The 16,003-nt window shown below is 57.9% G+C and carries 16 protein-coding genes; 9 read left to right on the top strand and 7 right to left on the bottom strand.

The annotated features are described in order from the left end of the window. Positions 1–40: 40 nt before the first annotated feature. The 4 genes from dnaA to mutM form a co-directional block, all read right to left on the bottom strand. Positions 41–1,426, bottom strand: coding sequence for a chromosomal replication initiator protein DnaA (dnaA, locus tag AC2FJ6_RS16095; protein ID WP_170770912.1), 1,386 nt, complete (start codon positions 1,424–1,426; stop codon positions 41–43). A gap of 560 nt (positions 1,427–1,986) precedes the next feature. Next, a complete protein-coding gene (rpsT, locus tag AC2FJ6_RS16090) occupies positions 1,987–2,250 on the bottom strand; it encodes a 30S ribosomal protein S20 (RefSeq protein WP_170351928.1) in 264 nt (87 codons plus the stop codon). 224 nt (positions 2,251–2,474) lie between these two features. Next, positions 2,475–3,251 (bottom strand): acryloyl-CoA hydratase, encoded by a 777-nt coding sequence (gene acuK, locus AC2FJ6_RS16085; protein ID WP_170770914.1) that lies wholly within the window; start codon positions 3,249–3,251, stop codon positions 2,475–2,477. A gap of 66 nt (positions 3,252–3,317) precedes the next feature. After that, positions 3,318–4,169, bottom strand: coding sequence for a bifunctional DNA-formamidopyrimidine glycosylase/DNA-(apurinic or apyrimidinic site) lyase (gene mutM, locus AC2FJ6_RS16080; protein WP_170770916.1), 852 nt, complete (start codon positions 4,167–4,169; stop codon positions 3,318–3,320). Positions 4,170–4,255: 86 nt separating this feature from the next. On the opposite strand from mutM, the gene ubiE reads away from it, so the two are divergent. Together ubiE and ubiB are read left to right on the top strand one after the other, a co-directional pair. Beyond that, positions 4,256–5,008 carry a bifunctional demethylmenaquinone methyltransferase/2-methoxy-6-polyprenyl-1,4-benzoquinol methylase UbiE gene (ubiE, locus tag AC2FJ6_RS16075; RefSeq protein ID WP_170770918.1) on the top strand — a complete coding sequence of 251 codons (753 nt, stop codon included), beginning with the start codon at positions 4,256–4,258 and terminating at the stop codon, positions 5,006–5,008. Then, positions 5,009–6,538 carry a 2-polyprenylphenol 6-hydroxylase gene (gene ubiB, locus AC2FJ6_RS16070; protein ID WP_170770920.1) on the top strand — a complete coding sequence of 510 codons (1,530 nt, stop codon included), beginning with the start codon at positions 5,009–5,011 and terminating at the stop codon, positions 6,536–6,538. It begins immediately after the preceding gene. Positions 6,539–6,634: 96 nt separating this feature from the next. Here the strand turns inward: ubiB and AC2FJ6_RS16065 are convergent, their stop codons facing one another. Then, complete coding sequence (locus tag AC2FJ6_RS16065) at positions 6,635–7,810, bottom strand: acetyl-CoA C-acyltransferase family protein (protein ID WP_170770921.1); 1,176 nt, start codon at positions 7,808–7,810, stop codon at positions 6,635–6,637. 118 nt (positions 7,811–7,928) lie between these two features. On the opposite strand from AC2FJ6_RS16065, the gene AC2FJ6_RS16060 reads away from it, so the two are divergent. Next, on the top strand, positions 7,929–8,498 hold the full coding sequence (locus AC2FJ6_RS16060) for an XRE family transcriptional regulator (protein ID WP_170770923.1): 570 nt from the start codon (positions 7,929–7,931) through the stop codon (positions 8,496–8,498). A gap of 47 nt (positions 8,499–8,545) precedes the next feature. Here AC2FJ6_RS16060 and AC2FJ6_RS16055 read toward each other — a convergent pair whose 3' ends face one another. Further along, positions 8,546–8,863 carry a hypothetical protein gene (locus tag AC2FJ6_RS16055; RefSeq protein WP_170770925.1) on the bottom strand — a complete coding sequence of 106 codons (318 nt, stop codon included), beginning with the start codon at positions 8,861–8,863 and terminating at the stop codon, positions 8,546–8,548. 194 nt (positions 8,864–9,057) lie between these two features. Between AC2FJ6_RS16055 and AC2FJ6_RS16050 the strand changes: the two genes are divergently transcribed. From AC2FJ6_RS16050 to AC2FJ6_RS16030, 5 genes are all read left to right on the top strand, one after another. After that, positions 9,058–10,245 (top strand): glycine C-acetyltransferase, encoded by a 1,188-nt coding sequence (locus AC2FJ6_RS16050; protein ID WP_170770927.1) that lies wholly within the window; start codon positions 9,058–9,060, stop codon positions 10,243–10,245. Beyond that, positions 10,242–11,192 carry a PLP-dependent cysteine synthase family protein gene (locus tag AC2FJ6_RS16045; protein ID WP_170770929.1) on the top strand — a complete coding sequence of 317 codons (951 nt, stop codon included), beginning with the start codon at positions 10,242–10,244 and terminating at the stop codon, positions 11,190–11,192. The genes AC2FJ6_RS16050 and AC2FJ6_RS16045 overlap by 4 nt, the downstream gene beginning before the upstream one ends. A gap of 19 nt (positions 11,193–11,211) precedes the next feature. Further along, entirely contained in the window at positions 11,212–12,240 is a 1,029-nt protein-coding gene (tdh, locus tag AC2FJ6_RS16040) for an L-threonine 3-dehydrogenase (RefSeq protein WP_170771564.1), read from the top strand. Positions 12,241–12,303: 63 nt separating this feature from the next. After that, positions 12,304–13,185: a tryptophan 2,3-dioxygenase gene (locus AC2FJ6_RS16035; protein ID WP_170770932.1), complete on the top strand. Its 882-nt coding sequence runs from the start codon at positions 12,304–12,306 to the stop codon at positions 13,183–13,185. A gap of 3 nt (positions 13,186–13,188) precedes the next feature. After that, complete coding sequence (locus AC2FJ6_RS16030; RefSeq protein ID WP_170770934.1) at positions 13,189–14,016, top strand: alpha/beta hydrolase; 828 nt, start codon at positions 13,189–13,191, stop codon at positions 14,014–14,016. Between the two features lie 150 nt (positions 14,017–14,166). Here the strand turns inward: AC2FJ6_RS16030 and AC2FJ6_RS16025 are convergent, their stop codons facing one another. Beyond that, entirely contained in the window at positions 14,167–15,315 is a 1,149-nt protein-coding gene (locus AC2FJ6_RS16025; RefSeq protein ID WP_170770936.1) for an aromatic ring-hydroxylating oxygenase subunit alpha, read from the bottom strand. Between the two features lie 92 nt (positions 15,316–15,407). Here AC2FJ6_RS16025 and AC2FJ6_RS16020 point away from each other — a divergent pair, with 92 nt between their 5' ends. Further along, positions 15,408–15,998 carry a TetR/AcrR family transcriptional regulator gene (locus AC2FJ6_RS16020; RefSeq protein ID WP_170770938.1) on the top strand — a complete coding sequence of 197 codons (591 nt, stop codon included), beginning with the start codon at positions 15,408–15,410 and terminating at the stop codon, positions 15,996–15,998. Positions 15,999–16,003: the final 5 nt, after the last annotated feature.

Raw genomic sequence — 16,003 nt, 5'->3', positions numbered from 1 at the left:
TGAGGCTCCGGGGCGTTTTCCTGTTTTCTGAAGATACGTCCTACGCCTCCAGAGCGCGGCGTAGCATTTCCACGTCTTCGGCGATTTGACCGTCGGTGGTCTTCAGCTCTTCGATGCGCTTCACACCATGCATAACGGTGGTGTGGTCGCGCCCGCCAAACCGACGCCCGATCTCGGGCAGCGAGCGGCTGGTCAACTGCTTGCACAGGTACATCGCCACCTGACGCGGGCGAGCATAAGACCGCAAGCGCTTGGGGCCGATGATATCCGACAGACGGATGTTGTAGTATTCGGACACTTTGCGCTGAATCTCCTCGACGGTGATCTTGCGCTCTGAGGCACGCAGCACGTCAGCCAGACAATCCTGCGTCAGTTCCATATCGATCTCGCGACCTACCAGCGAGGCAAAAGCAAACAGACGGGTCAGCGCACCTTCCAGCACCCGCACATTGGTCGAGATGCGGTGGGCCAGAAATTCCAGCACGCCATCAGCGATCTGCAGGTCGGGATAGGTGGCGCTATAGTGCTGTACCTTGTTCTGCAAAATGCCCAGACGCAGCTCATAGTCAGTGGGATGCAGATCCACAACCAGACCACATTGCAGGCGCGATTTGACACGGTCTTCCAGATCCTTGATCTCACCCGGCGCACGATCGGCCGAGATGATGATCTGTTTGTTCTGATCCACCAGCGCGTTGAAGGTGTGAAAGAACTCTTCCTGCGTGGAATCCTTGCCTGCGATGAACTGCACGTCATCAACCATCAGCACGTCGACCGAGCGAAACAGGTGTTTGAAATCCATCATCCGGCGTTCGCGCAGGGCCTGAACGAAACGATACATGAACTGTTCTGCTGACAGGTACAGCACGTTCAGATCAGGGCGCTTGGTCTTCAACTCCCACGCAATGGCGTGCATCAGGTGGGTTTTACCCAGACCAACACCACCATACAGAACCAGCGGGTTGAAGGTCACCGGACCGCCTTCGGACACGCGGCGCGCGGCGGCATGGGCCAATTCGTTGGGTTTGCCGACAACAAACGTATCAAAGGTAAAACGGGTATCCAGCGGAGCAGCTTGCAGGGACTCAAGCGCCTCATTTCCGACGGCAGCCTGCTGCGACAGAAGCTCATCCTGCGGGACTTCAACCGCAGGTGTAGCTTCGACCGAAGGGCGCGCAGGCGAGTTGGCCGCGACCCGAAAGGCCAGACGCTGAACGGATTCCCCGGATGTATTCATCTCATACAGAATCAGGTCGGCAAAATTCTGGCTGACGTAATTGCCCATAAAGTTCGTCGGCACCGAGAACACCGCAACGCCATCCTGAACTTCTTGGAATTGCAGAGGTTCAATCCAGGTCGTGTAATTGTTCTTGCCGATTGCCTTGAGCAAATTGTTTTGCAGTAGTCCCCATTTCTCTTGTGTCATTCAGCGCCTCACGCATCCCATTCTTTATTGGCCTGTCGGCCTTATTAATGTGTCCGGTTGCCCGGTTCTGACGCTCACTCGCAAAAGGATACCCACCCGCCGAACCCGCAAAGCTCGGCGCCTTCGTCCCAGAAAGCCTGCACAAACCAATTTCGCAGACGTTCCATAACCGGATCGCCCCGAAAACCGGGTCGTGGCTCGCAATCTCAATTTTCGACAGGGCCTAGGTCCTTGGTGCGCCAAGTCCCACAGCAGACCAGCAAACCGGTGCAACCGGTTGCCGACAATCGTTCCCTGACCATCCTGATGCCCCTCAGTCCGGTCGGTGAAACAGCCTGTCCCCCCAAGCGAGTGAATCGCTAAAACAGTGGTAGCAAGAGGGTGACGCTCGGGGCAACGAAACTCTGATATTGACTCGGGTCTGGGGGCGAAAGAATCTCTCGGTTTCGTGAGGACGCGGTATTCTGGCAACAGCAGAAAGGGCGCCGCACTGCGCGACGCCCTTTAAATAGATCAGTCTTGCTTACGTGACCTAGGGTCACCAGCGGTCACTGTGCGCCTCAGCCCAGCGCTTTGACGCGCGCCGACAGACGCGACATCTTGCGCGATGCAGTGTTCTTGTGGAAAACGCCTTTGGTGACGCCGCGCATCAGTTCGGGCTGAGCTGCACGCAGAGCAGCAGTTGCTGCGTCTTTGTCTCCGGAAGCGATCGCTTCTTCAACTTTGCGCAGGTAGGTGCGGATGCGCGAACGGCGCGCTTTGTTGATTGCAAAACGCTTTTCGTTCTGACGAGCGCGTTTCTTTGCCTGGGGCGAGTTAGCCATGTGTCTCTGACCTTTGTTCGGTACGGTTATCTAGGGTTGCGCGCCACGGAATTATCCGCACCGGATCAGAAATCACGAGTGTGAGTCGGGCCAAGCGGGCCGCACGCGCATGTATAGCGGCGCTTACTATCCAAACTGCCGGGGTTTGCCAAGCAGATTCTTGTAGCCGCATATCAGACATGAAAAAGGCGGGCCCTGCCCGCCTGATCCGATATGCCGCCTGCTTACTTGTCGCGGAATTGCGCGGCGCGTTTTTCAAGAAACGCAGCCATGCCCTCTTTTTGATCTTCAGTCGCAAACATCGAATGGAAGACGCGGCGTTCGAACAGCATCCCCTCGCTCAGCGTCAGTTCGTAGCTGCGGTTGACCGCCTCTTTCGCGGCCATTGCACTCAGCTGAGATTTCTCTGCGATCTTCTGTGCGGCTGCCATCGCCTCTTCTAGAAGTTTCTTGGCCGGCACCACGCGGCTGACAAGACCGGCTCGTTCTGCCTCGTCCGCGTCCATGAACCGACCGGTCAGGTTCATGTCCATCGACTTGGACTTGCCCACGAAGCGGGTCAGTCGCTGGCTGCCGCCCAAACCTGCGATCACGCCCAGATTGATCTCGGGCTGGCCGAACTTGGCGCTGTCTGCGGCGATGATGAAATCGCATAGCATCGCCAGTTCACACCCACCGCCCAACGCATAGCCTGCCACGGCTGCAATGATCGGCTTGCGGATGGCCGTCATGCGGTCGTTCAGATCCGCAAACAGATTCGTAGTGTAGACGTCGACAAAGCTCATCATGGACATTTCCTTGATGTCCGCGCCTGCAGCAAATGCCTTGTCCGAGCCGGTGATGACGATGCAGCGCACCTTGTCATTGCTATCGGCATCTTCCAATGCCGCGCACAATTCGCCGATAAGCTGCGAATTCAGCGCGTTCAGGGCATCGGGTCTGTCCAGCTTGATAAGAGCGACGTGGTCTTCGATTTCGACGATGATCGTCTCAAAAGCCATGAGGTGTAAGCTTCCGGTTGTTCCGTTCAGATACGATTCATTATCACGCGCAAAAGCTGGATCAAGTTATCTTTGGCATTGCGCGCAATAGAAGGATGAGCGACCGGACTGGGTGATTCTCTTGATCGGCGCGCCGCAGCCTTCGGTGCGGCAGGGTTCGCCTTCGCGCCCGTAGACATCAAAGCTGTGCTGAAAATATCCAAGTTCTCCATCGGCTTGGCGGAAATCACGCAGGGACGACCCGCCAGCCTGAATGGCATCTTGCAGGACCTTCCGGATAATCGGGACCAGTGCTGCAACACGCGGCGTCGAAATTTTCCCAGCTTTGCGACGTGGCGACACTCTGCCGCGATAAAGCGCCTCGCAGACATAGATATTCCCTAATCCGGCAACGATTCCCTGATCCAGCAGTGCGGATTTGACAGGGGTGTTCTTGCCCATGAACGCATCAATCAGGTGCTGCTCGTGAAAGTCATTGCCCAAGGGTTCCGGCCCCAGAACCGAGAGCAGCTTATGCGCCTCGGCATTCGCGGTGGGCAACAGGTCCATCGCCCCGAACCGGCGCGGGTCGTTAAAGGTGACGCGCGCACCATTAGCCATGTGAAAGACCACATGGTCATGTTTTTGCGCCGCAGGATGATCATGCACGAACTGACCCAACGGATCGCCCGAGACCGTCATCCGCCCCGACATGCCCAGATGAATCAGCAAGGTCTCGCCGCTGGAAAGATCGGCCAGAATGTATTTTGACCGCCGCCGCAACCGATCTATCCGCTGCCCTGTCAGCCGCTCGGCCATACGGTCGGGGAAGGGCCAGCGCAGATCGGGACGGTTCACATCGGCGCGTTCGATCACCACCCCCTCCATCGCCGGGGTCAAACCGCGTCTTACTGTCTCGACCTCGGGCAATTCGGGCATTAGATGGCTCCTATTCCAAAGGGCCGCATTGTGCCCGCCTCTTATGGCCCTATAACAGAGGCGAAATTCGACGAACGGCAAGGCTTATGTCCGACAACAGCGACAAGACCACTCATTTCGGGTTCGAAACCGTACGCGAGGCTGAAAAGGCCGGGCGTGTGCAAGGCGTGTTCAACTCGGTTGCCTCGAAATATGACGTGATGAACGATGTCATGTCGATGGGGATCCATCGGGTCTGGAAAGACGCGATGATGGACTGGCTGGCTCCGCGCCCCGGTCAGCGCCTTCTGGATGTCGCGGGCGGTACCGGAGACATTTCCTTTCGTTTCCTCAAGCGCGCGGGGCACGGCCACGCCACCGTTCTGGACCTGACCGAGCCGATGCTGGTCGAAGGCCGCCAACGCGCCGAAGCAGATCAGATGGCCGACAGCCTGAACTGGGTGGTGGGCGACGCCATGTCCCTGCCCTTCGAGGACAACACCTTCGACGTCTACACAATTTCCTTCGGCATCAGAAACGTGACCCGCCCGCAAGAGGCACTGAACGAAGCCTACCGTGTGCTGAAACCCGGCGGCCGCCTGATGGTACTGGAGTTCAGCCAGTTGCCGAATGACGGGCTGCAAATGCTCTATGACCTCTACAGCTTCAACGTCATCCCGCGCATGGGCAAGCTGATCGCCAATGACTACGACAGTTATCAATATCTGGTCGAGTCGATCCGCAAATTCCCCGATCAGGAAACGTTTCTGGGCATGGTCCGCGCGGCCGGGTTCGAAAACGCCAAATACCGCAATCTCAGCATGGGTATCGCCGCGCTGCATTCCGGTTGGAAGATCTAAATGCGCGGCCCTCACAACATCATCCGCCTGATCCGCACAGGCGCCACGCTGGAGCGCACAGGCGCCATGAATGTGGTTCTGGACGCGTTCGAAGCCCCCAAACCCCTTCGCATCCTTGCCCACACTTTGGGCAAACCGTTTCAATGGCTGGGCTACAAGGGCGATCCGGACATGCCGCCCGCCACCCGCGCCCTGACGGCGCTGGGTCCGGCTTATATCAAATTCGGTCAGGTGCTTTCGACCCGCCCCGACGTGGTCGGCAATGAACTGGCCGCCCAATTGCGCGTGCTGCAAGACAAACTGCCCCCATTTTCCCGCGATGAAGCTATGGCCGAAGTCGCCAAAGAACTGGGCCAACCCGTGGATGAGGTGTTTTCGGAATTCAGCGAACCCATCGCCGCGGCTTCCATCGCGCAGGTTCACAAGGCCAAGCTAACTAGTAACGGTGAGAATGTCGCCGTCAAAGTCCTGCGCCCCGGCATCGAACGCGCCTTCCGCAAGGATGTGGACGCCTTCTATTTCGCCGCCCGCATCGTGCAGCTGTTCGCCCCCGGTGCACGCCGCTTGCGCCCAATGGAGGTGATCGAACATTTCGACGGTGTCGTGCGGGGCGAACTGGACCTGCGTCTGGAAAGCGCCGCAGCCTCGGAATACGCGGCCAACACCAAAGATGATTCCGGGTTCTGGCTGCCTCCGGTGGTTTGGTCGCTCTCGGCGCGCCGGGTCATGACCCTTAGCTGGGCGGACGGTATCCCGTTGGGCGACAATGACGCCTTGGACGCCGCCAATCATAACCGTCGCGATCTGGGCGAACGCGTCCTGCGGCTTTTCCTGTTGCATGCCCTTCGAGATGGCTATTTCCACGCCGACATGCATCAAGGCAACCTCAAGGTCGCGGCTAATGGCGATATCATCGCCTATGACTACGGCATCATGGGGCATATCGACGAATATACCCGCCGGGTTTACGCCGAAATCCTCTTTGGCTTTATTCGCCGCGACTACAAACGGGTTGCCGAGGTGCATTTCGAAGCGGGCTATGTCCCCGCCAATCAAGATGTCGACGAGTTCGCCCGCGCCCTGCGCGCAGTCGGAGAGCCCATCTTCGGCATGGACGCCACCCATATCTCGATGGGCCGCCTGCTGAATTACCTGTTCGAAGTCACCGAACGCTTCGGCATGGAAACCCGCACCGAACTTATCCTGCTGCAACGTACAATGGTCGTCGTCGAAGGCGTGGCCCGTTCGCTCGACCCGCAGGTCAACATCTGGGAAGTCGCCCGCCCCGTGGTCGAGGACTACATCAAGAAATCCATCGGCCCCCGTGCCGCCCTGCGCGATTTCAGCAAAACTGCACTAGTCCTTGCCCGTTTCGGCCCTCGTCTGCCTGCGCTGGTCGAAAACGCGCTAATCGCCCAAACCCAAAAAGACGACCCCAAGTCTGCTCGCTTCTGGTCCGCGGCGCTTCCTGCAACGATCGGAGCCGCCGCAGGCGCAGCCATCGTGCTGATCCTTTCAGCGCTCAGCTAAAACCGATCCGCCCTTCATCTGGCTGAAAATATCCTCGGGGGGATTCGCGCCCAAAGGCGCGAAGGGGGGCAGACAGCCCCCCGACACAGTCTGAGATCAGAGCAGTTCGAATGCAATGGCGATACCCTGACCGCCGCCAATACACATGGTCACCAGACCTTTCGAGCCGCCGATGCGTTCCAGCTCATACAGCGCTTTCAGCGTGATGATCGCCCCGGTTGCCCCCACCGGGTGGCCCAGCGCAATCGCGCCGCCGTTCGGGTTCACCTTGGTCGCGTCCAGACCCAGTTCCTTGTTCACCGCCAGCGCCTGCGAGGCGAAGGCTTCATTGCTTTCGATCACATCGAAATCTTCGATCGACAGACCCGTTCGGGCCAACAGGTTCTGCACCGCAGGCACCGGACCAATACCCATCACCTCAGGGCGCACACCGGCGTGGCCATAGCCTAGAATACGCGCCTTGGGCTTCAGACCCGCCTTTTCAGCAGCATCAGCCGTGGCCAGAACCATCGCCGCCGCACCGTCGTTGATGCCCGACGCATTGCCCGCCGTCACCCGACCATCCTTCTTGAACGCCGGGCGCAGACCTGCCAGCGCCTCGATTGAGGTCGTCTTGGGATGCTCGTCGACCATGAAATCGACCATGTCGCGCTTGACTTTGACCTGAACCGGCGTGATCTGGCTCTGGAAGTACCCAGCCTCAATCGCCGCAGCAGCACGGGTCTGGCTGGTCAAGGCGAACTCATCCATCTGCTCGCGCGTGACCTGGTGCTCATCCGCGACGTTCTCAGCCGTGACACCCATATGACCAGTGCCAAACGGACAATTCAGCGCACCCAGCATCATGTCCAGCGACTTGATATCGCCCATTTTTGCACCCCAGCGCGCCTGCTGTAGGATATAGGGGCTGCGCGACATGCTTTCGGCACCACCGGCCACAGCAAAATCTGCATCACCCAACTTCAGCGACTGCACTGCCGACACAATCGCCTGCGCACCCGAACCGCATAGTCGGTTCACGTTCATCGCAGGCGTTTCGACCGGAATTCCCGCCTGTTTGGCAGCGGCCCGAGACAGATACATATCACGCGGTTCTGTGTTGATCACATGGCCGAACACAACATTGCCGATCTGACCACCTTCGACGCCCGACTTCTCCATCGCGGCCTCAGTCACAACGGTCGCCAGATCAATCGGCGCGGTCGAGGCCAGTGCCCCGCCAAACGTACCAACCGCGGTGCGGGCACCATCCAGAATAACGATGTCTTTCATATCTCATCTCCTCTTGGGTCTGGCGGCACTATTACGTCCTGCAGCGTAGCTGTCCTATACGACGTACCGTCACAAGCAGAATTGACATCGCTCCTCCAAAGGCGCATGAGTTTCCGTAATGACGGAAACCACAGACGATATCCTGACACGCCTGCCTGCCCGCCTGAAAGAAGCGCGCCGCGCCAAAGGCCTGTCGCTTGAGGCCGTCGCCAACCTCAGTGGCGTGTCCCGCTCCATGGTCAGCCAGATCGAACGCGGGGAAAGCAGCCCCACCATTGCGACATTGTGGAACCTGACACGTGCGCTGAATGTAGACTTTGCCGGGCTTTTGGATGAAGAGGTTCAGGGCGACACAATTGAAGTACTGAAACAGTCGGATGTGCCCAGTATCGACAATATGGGGTATGGCTGTCGGATCGGCATCCTCTCCCCGCCAGAAGATGCCGGTGGGCACGAAGTGTACGATATCTGGTTCGAGCCGGACGGAAAACTGATCAGCCAACCGCATGCAAAAGGCTCTCGTGAACATTTGACTGTTTTGATGGGATCGGTCGAGATTGAATCAGGCACCGCAACTGAGGTTCTGCATCAAGGCGACACAGGGCGTTATGCAGCGGATGTTGCGCACTCGATCATTGCACATAATGGACCGGCACGCGTTTTTCTAATTGTGAAAACCGGTCTATAGGATCGACCGGCCGCCTGAACAGGCGGCCAGTCCGGATTGATAAATTATTACTCGTCGGGTAGGTCGTTTGCGCCGCGGGTTCCTCCACGGTTGGACACCTGACCGTCTGTACCGGTAATGCTGCTGAGACTGCTTCCAATATTGCCCCAGCCGCCATTTCCGCCGCCGCTCACCGCCGAAGCAGTGCCTTTGCCTTTGCTTCCAAAGTCCCGACCGAGCGTGGCCGCGCCACCTGAAACAGCCCCGGCCATCGACTGAGCAAGCCCACTGTTACCACCACCGGTGTTGCCATTGCCAGGCCCTGCGAAAGCCGCTGTTGCACCGAACATCAGAGCCAATGCCGCGACTGTTGAGATCTTAGTCATATCGTTTCCCTCCCAGTTGATATGCAAATGAATACGCGGCGTGGAAAAAAGTGGATCACATTGAGTTCAGCAAAAAGTTATCACTTAAAGCTTCCTTCAATCCGCAATGTAAGAAAATTTTCCGCAATACTGCAATTCTTCTATTTCGGAAATGCATCCGCTATGCTAGACACCGGGGAGCTATGGAGGCCCAGATGGCAAATGCATTCCTATCACACATCACGGACACGCTTTCGCAGATCGAATCCGAGGGTCTGTATAAACGCGAACGCATGATCACCTCGCCTCAGGGCGGTGAGATTACGGTGGGCGACAAGCAGGTCATAAACTTGTGCGCCAATAACTATCTGGGTCTTGCCGATCACCCTGCGCTGATCGACGCCGCCGTTGGTGCGATGGGCCCCAAAGGGTTCGGCATGGCCTCGGTCCGGTTCATCTGCGGTACACAAGACATCCACCGCGAGCTGGAACAGAAGCTGGCGCAGTTCCTGAACAAGGATGATGCGATCTTGTTTGCAGCTTGTTTCGATGCGAATGGCGGGCTGTTCGAGCCGCTACTGGGTCCTGAGGACGCCATCATCTCGGATAGTCTGAACCACGCTTCGATCATCGACGGGGTACGGCTGTGCAAGGCCAAGCGCTATCGCTACATAAACAACGATATGAACGATCTGGAGGCGTGGCTGAAACAGGCGCGCGCGGATGGGGCGCGGCATATCATGATCGCCACCGACGGCGTGTTTTCCATGGATGGCTATCTGGCCAACTTGCCAAAAATCCGTGAACTGGCCGATATGTATGACGCAATCGTCATGGTCGATGACTGCCACGCCACCGGCTTCATGGGGCCGAACGGTGCCGGCACGCCGGATCATTTCGGCGTCGATGTGGACATTCTGACGGGAACTTTGGGCAAGGCACTTGGGGGGGCAATCGGCGGTTATATCGCCGGGCCGCAGCCAGTGATCGACCTGCTGCGGCAGCGGGCGCGGCCCTATCTGTTCTCGAACTCGCTGCCGCCTTCGATCGTCGCCGCCGGGCTTGAAGCGATCCGTCTTGTCGAACAAGGCGACATGCTGCGCGCCCAACTGTTCGGCAACGCCAAATACTGGCGGGAAGGTCTGGAAAAACTGGGCTTTGACCTGCTGCCCGGCGAACACCCGATCATCCCGGTGATGCTGGGCGAGGCGACGCTGGCGCAGGACATGGCCAACAGGCTGTTTGACGAGGGCGTATATGTCTCGGGCTTTTTCTTCCCGGTCGTCCCGCGCGGACAGGCGCGGATCAGAACACAAATGAACGCGGCGCTGACCCGCGACGAGTTGGACCGCGCCTTGGCCGCGTTTGGCAAGGTCGGCAAAGAACTAGGAGTGATTTCGTGATCCTGCCCTCTGTCATCGACGCGATTGGGAATACACCGCTTGTTGACCTGTCGCGCGTCTGTCAGCACCTAGGTCTGGAGGGCCGCATTCTGGCCAAGCTGGATTACCTGTTGCCAGGGTTCTCGAAAAAGGATCGCGCCACAAGGTCGATCATCGAACTGGCCCGCGCGGATGGCACCCTGTCACCAGGGCAGACGGTGGTCGAGCTGACCTCGGGCAATATGGGCACAGGTCTCGCGATTGTCTGCGGCATTCTGGGGCATCCTTTTGTAGCGGTGATGAGCGCAGGAAACTCGGTCGAGCGCGCGCGGATGATGCGCGCTTTGGGGGCCGAAGTCGTGATCGTGCCGCAAACCGAGGGCAGCAAACCCGGCGAGGTATCGGGCGCGGATCTGGCACTGGTGGATGAGACCGCACAACGCATCACGGCCGAGCGCGACGCTTTTCGGGCTGATCAATTCGGCCATTCCGGCAATCCCAAATCCCATGCAACCGGCACTGGACCCGAAATCTGGGAGCAATCCGGCGGCACCGTCACAGCCTTTTGTGATTTTGCGGGCTCTGGCGGTACTCTGGCCGGGGCCGCCGCCTATCTGACGCCGCATGGCGTGCGCTGCTATGCCGTGGAACCCGAAGGCGCGCGGGCCATCGCTGGCGAAGCCATCACAAACCCCGATCACCCAATCCAAGGTGGCGGATACGCAATGGATGATCTGGTTCACCTGAACGGCATCTCATTGGCCGGGCATCTGTCCGTGTCAGGCGACGCAGCGCGGGATGGGGCGCGGTTGCTGGCCCGAACCGAAGGCATTTTCGCAGGCTACTCGGCGGGTGCCAACCTTGCCGGCGCGATCCAGCTGCTGCGTGGCCCGGAAAAGGGCGGCTGCGTTGCGATTGTGATGTGTGACAGCGGGTTGAAATACCTGTCGACCGATTTGTGGGAGTAATCCAATGCGACCCAACACCATGAAAGCGCTTGAGAAATCCAAACCCGAGGAAGGTCTGCGGATGGTACAGGCCCCGGTGCCTGAGATCGGCCCGGATGAAGTTCTGATCCGCATCAACAAGACTGGCATCTGCGGCACCGACATTCATATTTGGAACTGGGATGAATGGGCCTCGGCCACGGTGCCGGTTCCGATGATCACTGGCCATGAATTCGCCGGTGAGATCGTGGAATTGGGGCGCAACGTGACCGGTCTGGCAGTCGGTCAAAGATGCTCGGGCGAGGGGCATCTGATCACCAATGACAGTCGCCAAAGTCGCGCTGGCAAGTTCCATCTGGACCCAGGCACGCGCGGAATTGGCGTGAACGAACAGGGTGCCTTTGCCCAATACCTGAAACTGCCCGCCTTTAACGTGGTGCCGCTGCCAGACGATATCACGGATGAGATCGGGGCAATCCTCGATCCGCTGGGCAATGCCGTTCACACCGCGCTCAGCTTTGATCTGCTGGGCGAGGATGTTCTGATCACCGGCGCTGGCCCCATCGGCATAATGGCGGCAGCCGTGGCCCGCCATGCCGGTGCGCGCCATGTGGTGATCACCGATATCAACCCCGACCGCCTGAAACTGGCCGAACATGTGGTGCCAACCGTGCGCAGCGTCGATGTCTCGAATGAAGACCTGCAAGATGTTATCGCGGATCTTGGTATGACGCAGGGGTTCGATGTGGGGCTGGAAATGTCGGGCTCGCAAGCCGCGCTGGACCAGATGGTCGAGGCACTGGTGATGGGCGGCAAGATCGCCCTGCTGGGGATTCCGCCCGGCAAATCGCCCGTCGACTGGTCGCGCATCGTGTTCAAAGCGATCACCATCAAAGGCGTCTATGGCCGTGAGATGTTTGAAACCTGGTACAAGATGATCGCCATGCTGCAGAACGGTCTGGATGTCAGCCGAGTGATCACGCACCAGATGAAAGTCGACGACTTTGCCGACGGCTTCGCCGCGATGAAGTCCGGCCAATCGGGCAAGGTGGTGCTGGACTGGACCTGACACACTGGATAGTTGCAAAATGACGCCTTAGACAGGTGCGAAATACCGCATCAAGGGGGCGTCATGAGCGACAAGACCGACAGATATCTGGAACGTGGGATCGAACCATCCCTTGTAACCGATTTCACCCAGACCCACCGCAAGAGCTATGGCGACTTCCTTCAGCTCAAGACGCTTCTGAACCTGCAAAAGACCTTTCAGGACCCGGCCCAACCCGATGAGATGCTGTTCATCATCATCCATCAGGTCAGCGAACTGTGGCTGAAATTGATGCACCACCAACTGGTCGAGGTGCGCCACTTTCTGCAACAGGACGAATTCGGCCCGGCGATGAAGAATCTGGACCGGGTGAAAGCAATCCAGCGGCAGTTGATCGCCGCGTGGGAAACCCTACTGACCATGACCCCAGTCGATTACATGACCTTCCGGCAGGCCCTTGGCAGCTCATCGGGATTCCAAAGCCATGGCTACCGTCAGATCGAGTTCATTCTGGGCAACAAGGACGCAGCGACCCTGAAAGTGCACGCCCATGACCCCGAAGTGATGGAGATGCTGACCGCCGCGCTGACCAAACCATCCCTCTATGATGAGGTTCTGTTTATGCTGGCCCGGCAGGGATTTGATGTGCCCCAGGACCTGCTGGACCGAGACTATGCGCAGCCCTATTCAGGCGATCCGCGCGTTGTGAAACTGTGGGTACAGGTCTTCCGCAACACCGCGCAGTATTGGGACCTCTATGCGCTGGCCGAAAAACTGATGGACGTTGAATCCCTGTTCCAGCGCTGGCGCTTTGACCACGTCACCGCGGTCGAGCGCGTAATCGGCAACCAACCGGGTACCGGAGGTTCCAGCGGCGTTTCATTCCTGCGCAAAGCCTTGGACTTGCGGTTCTTTCATGATCTCTACGATGTACGCACCGAATTGATGTATGCGGATCAGGAGTAGCCCATGCTGTACCGAGGTTTCACACAGGCCGAACTGGATCAGGAATATTCCCCCCGCTCGATGATTGGCGGCGACCTAACGCCCTATGTCGAAAGCTGGGCCGCGCTCAGCGCGCAGCACCGGGCGCAATTGGACTGTCATGAGAACCTCGCGTACGGTGATAGCCCCACGCAGGTGCTGGATTTCTTCCCCGCAAAAGGCACAGGCGCACCGTTGCATGTGTTCATCCACGGCGGCTATTGGCAGGCGCTAAGCCAGCGCGAGTCCGCTATGGTAGCCCCGGCGATGATCGAGGCCGAGCAATCCTTTGCCACCCTCAACTACACTCTGGCCCCCGATGCGCGGATCGGCGACATGATCGAAGAATGCCGCACCGCCCTGCTATGGCTGGCCGCAAACGCCGGTAATCTGGGGTTTGACCCTGCGCGCATCACTCTGTCTGGTCACAGCGCCGGGGCGCATCTGGCAGCGATGGTCATGGCCACCTCAGCCGACGCACTGGCCCGCGCGGGGCTGCGCGTGCGCGATGTGATCCTGATCAGCGGGGTGTACGATCTGGAGCCGATCAGCCTGACGCCCGTCAACGATCCTCTGCAACTAACCCCCGTCGAAGTGCACGACCTGTCCCCCATCCTACACCTCCCAGCACCCGGCCCGCGCTATCGAGTAACCGTCGGCGAACGAGACACACCCGAATTCATTCGCCAAAGCCGGGACTATGCTGAACTGCTGCGCAAGGGTGGGCATTCGGTCAATTTCGATCTGCAAAAGGGCTTGCAGCATTTCGATATCATCATGCATCCGGGGACGTTTTGGGCGGCGACGAAATAGGCAAGGGCATTTTCTGCGACGCCAGTAGCGTCCGGTTCGAGCCCTTAGCGGACCTTCAATTGACAAAACTGCGCCATTCCGCAGCGAACGACTGCACAAAGCCCGTGTAGCTGTGAGTTTCCAGGCCGCTAACAAGAAGGTCAAAGGTCTTTAGCCTGCAAGCATTTCTTCGACGCTCGCGTTAAATCGGTGTAGCGCGCCTTCGAAACGTCCGAATAGATGGCTTGGGTTGCCGCGCGAGGCAAAGCCGGATTGGATTTCTTCGCCCAATTCGAAATCCTCCATCAATGCTGTCACTGTGATTTTTTGGTTCTTGTCCCAATGTGCTTGCATCTCCGCCGTATCTGGCAAGGCACGTGGAACCAGCGTTGCCATTCGGACATGGGTCAAGTCATGGGCAATGGGTTCGAAATGGAACCACATAACATGGTCCTGTTGCACTAAAAGCTGAGAGTTTGACATCAAGGTATACACCATATTGGCATCCCGTCGTATTTCCCACTTGTCTTCGGGCGTATCGCGCATATCTGGCATTGAAATCCGAGGCAGAACTGCGCGCATATGCGGACCGAACATCTGGTAGGTCAGCAGATTGTCGGGGAAATAGGGACCTATCGTGTTCTTGTGGGCGACCCGGAAGTGATAAGCTTCCATTCCACCTTCCATCAACAACTTCCAGTTTGCCTTAATGTCAATCTCTTCGATCGCGGCGATACGGTGCTGATCCAGCCCGATCCAATCCAGCTCCGCACCGATCCCCGCAAGCCAGCCATCAATATCCGGCATCTCAGCGATATCTGGGTCTGCAACGATCCAAATGAACCCATTTTTCTCGGCGCAGGGCAATCGACGCAGGCCGCGCTCAGCACGTGGAAGGTCAGGAAAACCCTGCGCTTCTTGCGGCACTGCACGCAATTCACCTTCGTTGGTCCAGCTCCAGGCGTGGTAGGGGCAAGTAAAGACTCGCTTGCAGCCCTTTGCCTCGCGTTCCAATTTCGCGCCGCGGTGACGGCAAACGTTAAGGAAAGCACGAACATTCCCATTTTCGTCGCGTGTCAGCAAAACAGGCAAGTCTAAAAACCGTTTGGTCAGAAAAGCACGAGGCACTTCAAGCTCCGAGCTTTGCGCGACGATAACAGGGCGCCGCGTGAAGATCATAGCCCGCTCACGCTCGAATCGTTCCGAGCTGGAGTAGCGTGAAATCGGGGAATGCGCGATCGAATCATCCAGGAAAGCCGATTTCTGATCGGCCAGTCCGATGATCTCTTTTATCAGTTCGATTTCTGTTTGTCTGTCCATCAATCCGCCCTTACTTACCAATCGGTAAGCGTCTTACCGCTTGGTAAGCCAAAATTCATCTGATACGTAGCGTCACAAAAGGAGAGCGTTCCATGAATAGGCAAAACGATCCCAGGGCAGGCTATTTGACGGTCGCCTCAAAACAGTTTGCAACCCACGGATATCATGGCGCAAGCCTTGCCGCTTTGGCCGGCGAAGCAGGTGTGTCAAAACAGGCCTTGTTGCATTTCTTCGGAACGAAGCAAAAGCTGTATTCCGAGGTTCTATCCGGTCTCGCCAACAGGCAATTTGCTGAAATCGAAGCGGCGAAACAGCCCGATCCAGTGATGCACCTAAAGACCTATTTTGATCGATTTCTGGCGTCCAACTTATCGCTGCCCGATGACGCGCGGCTGACTGTTCGAGCGTTACTAGACGTTCAGACGAATGCCAAAGTTTGGCCGATGAAGGTCTATCTGGACAGTTTGATTGAGATCGCCAGTCATACCCCGGTCGGGCAAGAAGCAAGTGAAACCGAACTGCGCGCCCGGGTATTTCAATTGATCGGAGCAGTGCAGTATTTTGCCATTTCAATGAATGCGATTGGTGGGATGTACGGCAAAACGCAGGCCAGTGAATTGACGGCTCGGTTTTCAAAACAAATCTCAGACACGGTTGACAGCTTGTTCGGGCGGTCAAGCTGACGCGT

It is taken from the genome of Ruegeria sp. CDSA089, assembly GCF_059612205.1.
Note: the sequence above shows the minus strand (reverse complement) of the source record. Positions and strands in the feature narration are given on the sequence as shown.

Coding starts and splice junctions, on each gene's coding strand:
- dnaA (WP_170770912.1), bottom strand. CDS start 1,426: ATGACACAAGAGAAATGGGGACTACTGCAAAACAATTTGCTCAAGGCA.
- rpsT (WP_170351928.1), bottom strand. CDS start 2,250: ATGGCTAACTCGCCCCAGGCAAAGAAACGCGCTCGTCAGAACGAAAAG.
- acuK (WP_170770914.1), bottom strand. CDS start 3,251: ATGGCTTTTGAGACGATCATCGTCGAAATCGAAGACCACGTCGCTCTT.
- mutM (WP_170770916.1), bottom strand. CDS start 4,169: ATGCCCGAATTGCCCGAGGTCGAGACAGTAAGACGCGGTTTGACCCCG.
- ubiE (WP_170770918.1), top strand. CDS start 4,256: ATGTCCGACAACAGCGACAAGACCACTCATTTCGGGTTCGAAACCGTA.
- ubiB (WP_170770920.1), top strand. CDS start 5,009: ATGCGCGGCCCTCACAACATCATCCGCCTGATCCGCACAGGCGCCACG.
- AC2FJ6_RS16065 (WP_170770921.1), bottom strand. CDS start 7,810: ATGAAAGACATCGTTATTCTGGATGGTGCCCGCACCGCGGTTGGTACG.
- AC2FJ6_RS16060 (WP_170770923.1), top strand. CDS start 7,929: ATGACGGAAACCACAGACGATATCCTGACACGCCTGCCTGCCCGCCTG.
- AC2FJ6_RS16055 (WP_170770925.1), bottom strand. CDS start 8,863: ATGACTAAGATCTCAACAGTCGCGGCATTGGCTCTGATGTTCGGTGCA.
- AC2FJ6_RS16050 (WP_170770927.1), top strand. CDS start 9,058: ATGGCAAATGCATTCCTATCACACATCACGGACACGCTTTCGCAGATC.
- tdh (WP_170771564.1), top strand. CDS start 11,212: ATGAAAGCGCTTGAGAAATCCAAACCCGAGGAAGGTCTGCGGATGGTA.
- AC2FJ6_RS16035 (WP_170770932.1), top strand. CDS start 12,304: ATGAGCGACAAGACCGACAGATATCTGGAACGTGGGATCGAACCATCC.
- AC2FJ6_RS16030 (WP_170770934.1), top strand. CDS start 13,189: ATGCTGTACCGAGGTTTCACACAGGCCGAACTGGATCAGGAATATTCC.
- AC2FJ6_RS16025 (WP_170770936.1), bottom strand. CDS start 15,315: ATGGACAGACAAACAGAAATCGAACTGATAAAAGAGATCATCGGACTG.
- AC2FJ6_RS16020 (WP_170770938.1), top strand. CDS start 15,408: ATGAATAGGCAAAACGATCCCAGGGCAGGCTATTTGACGGTCGCCTCA.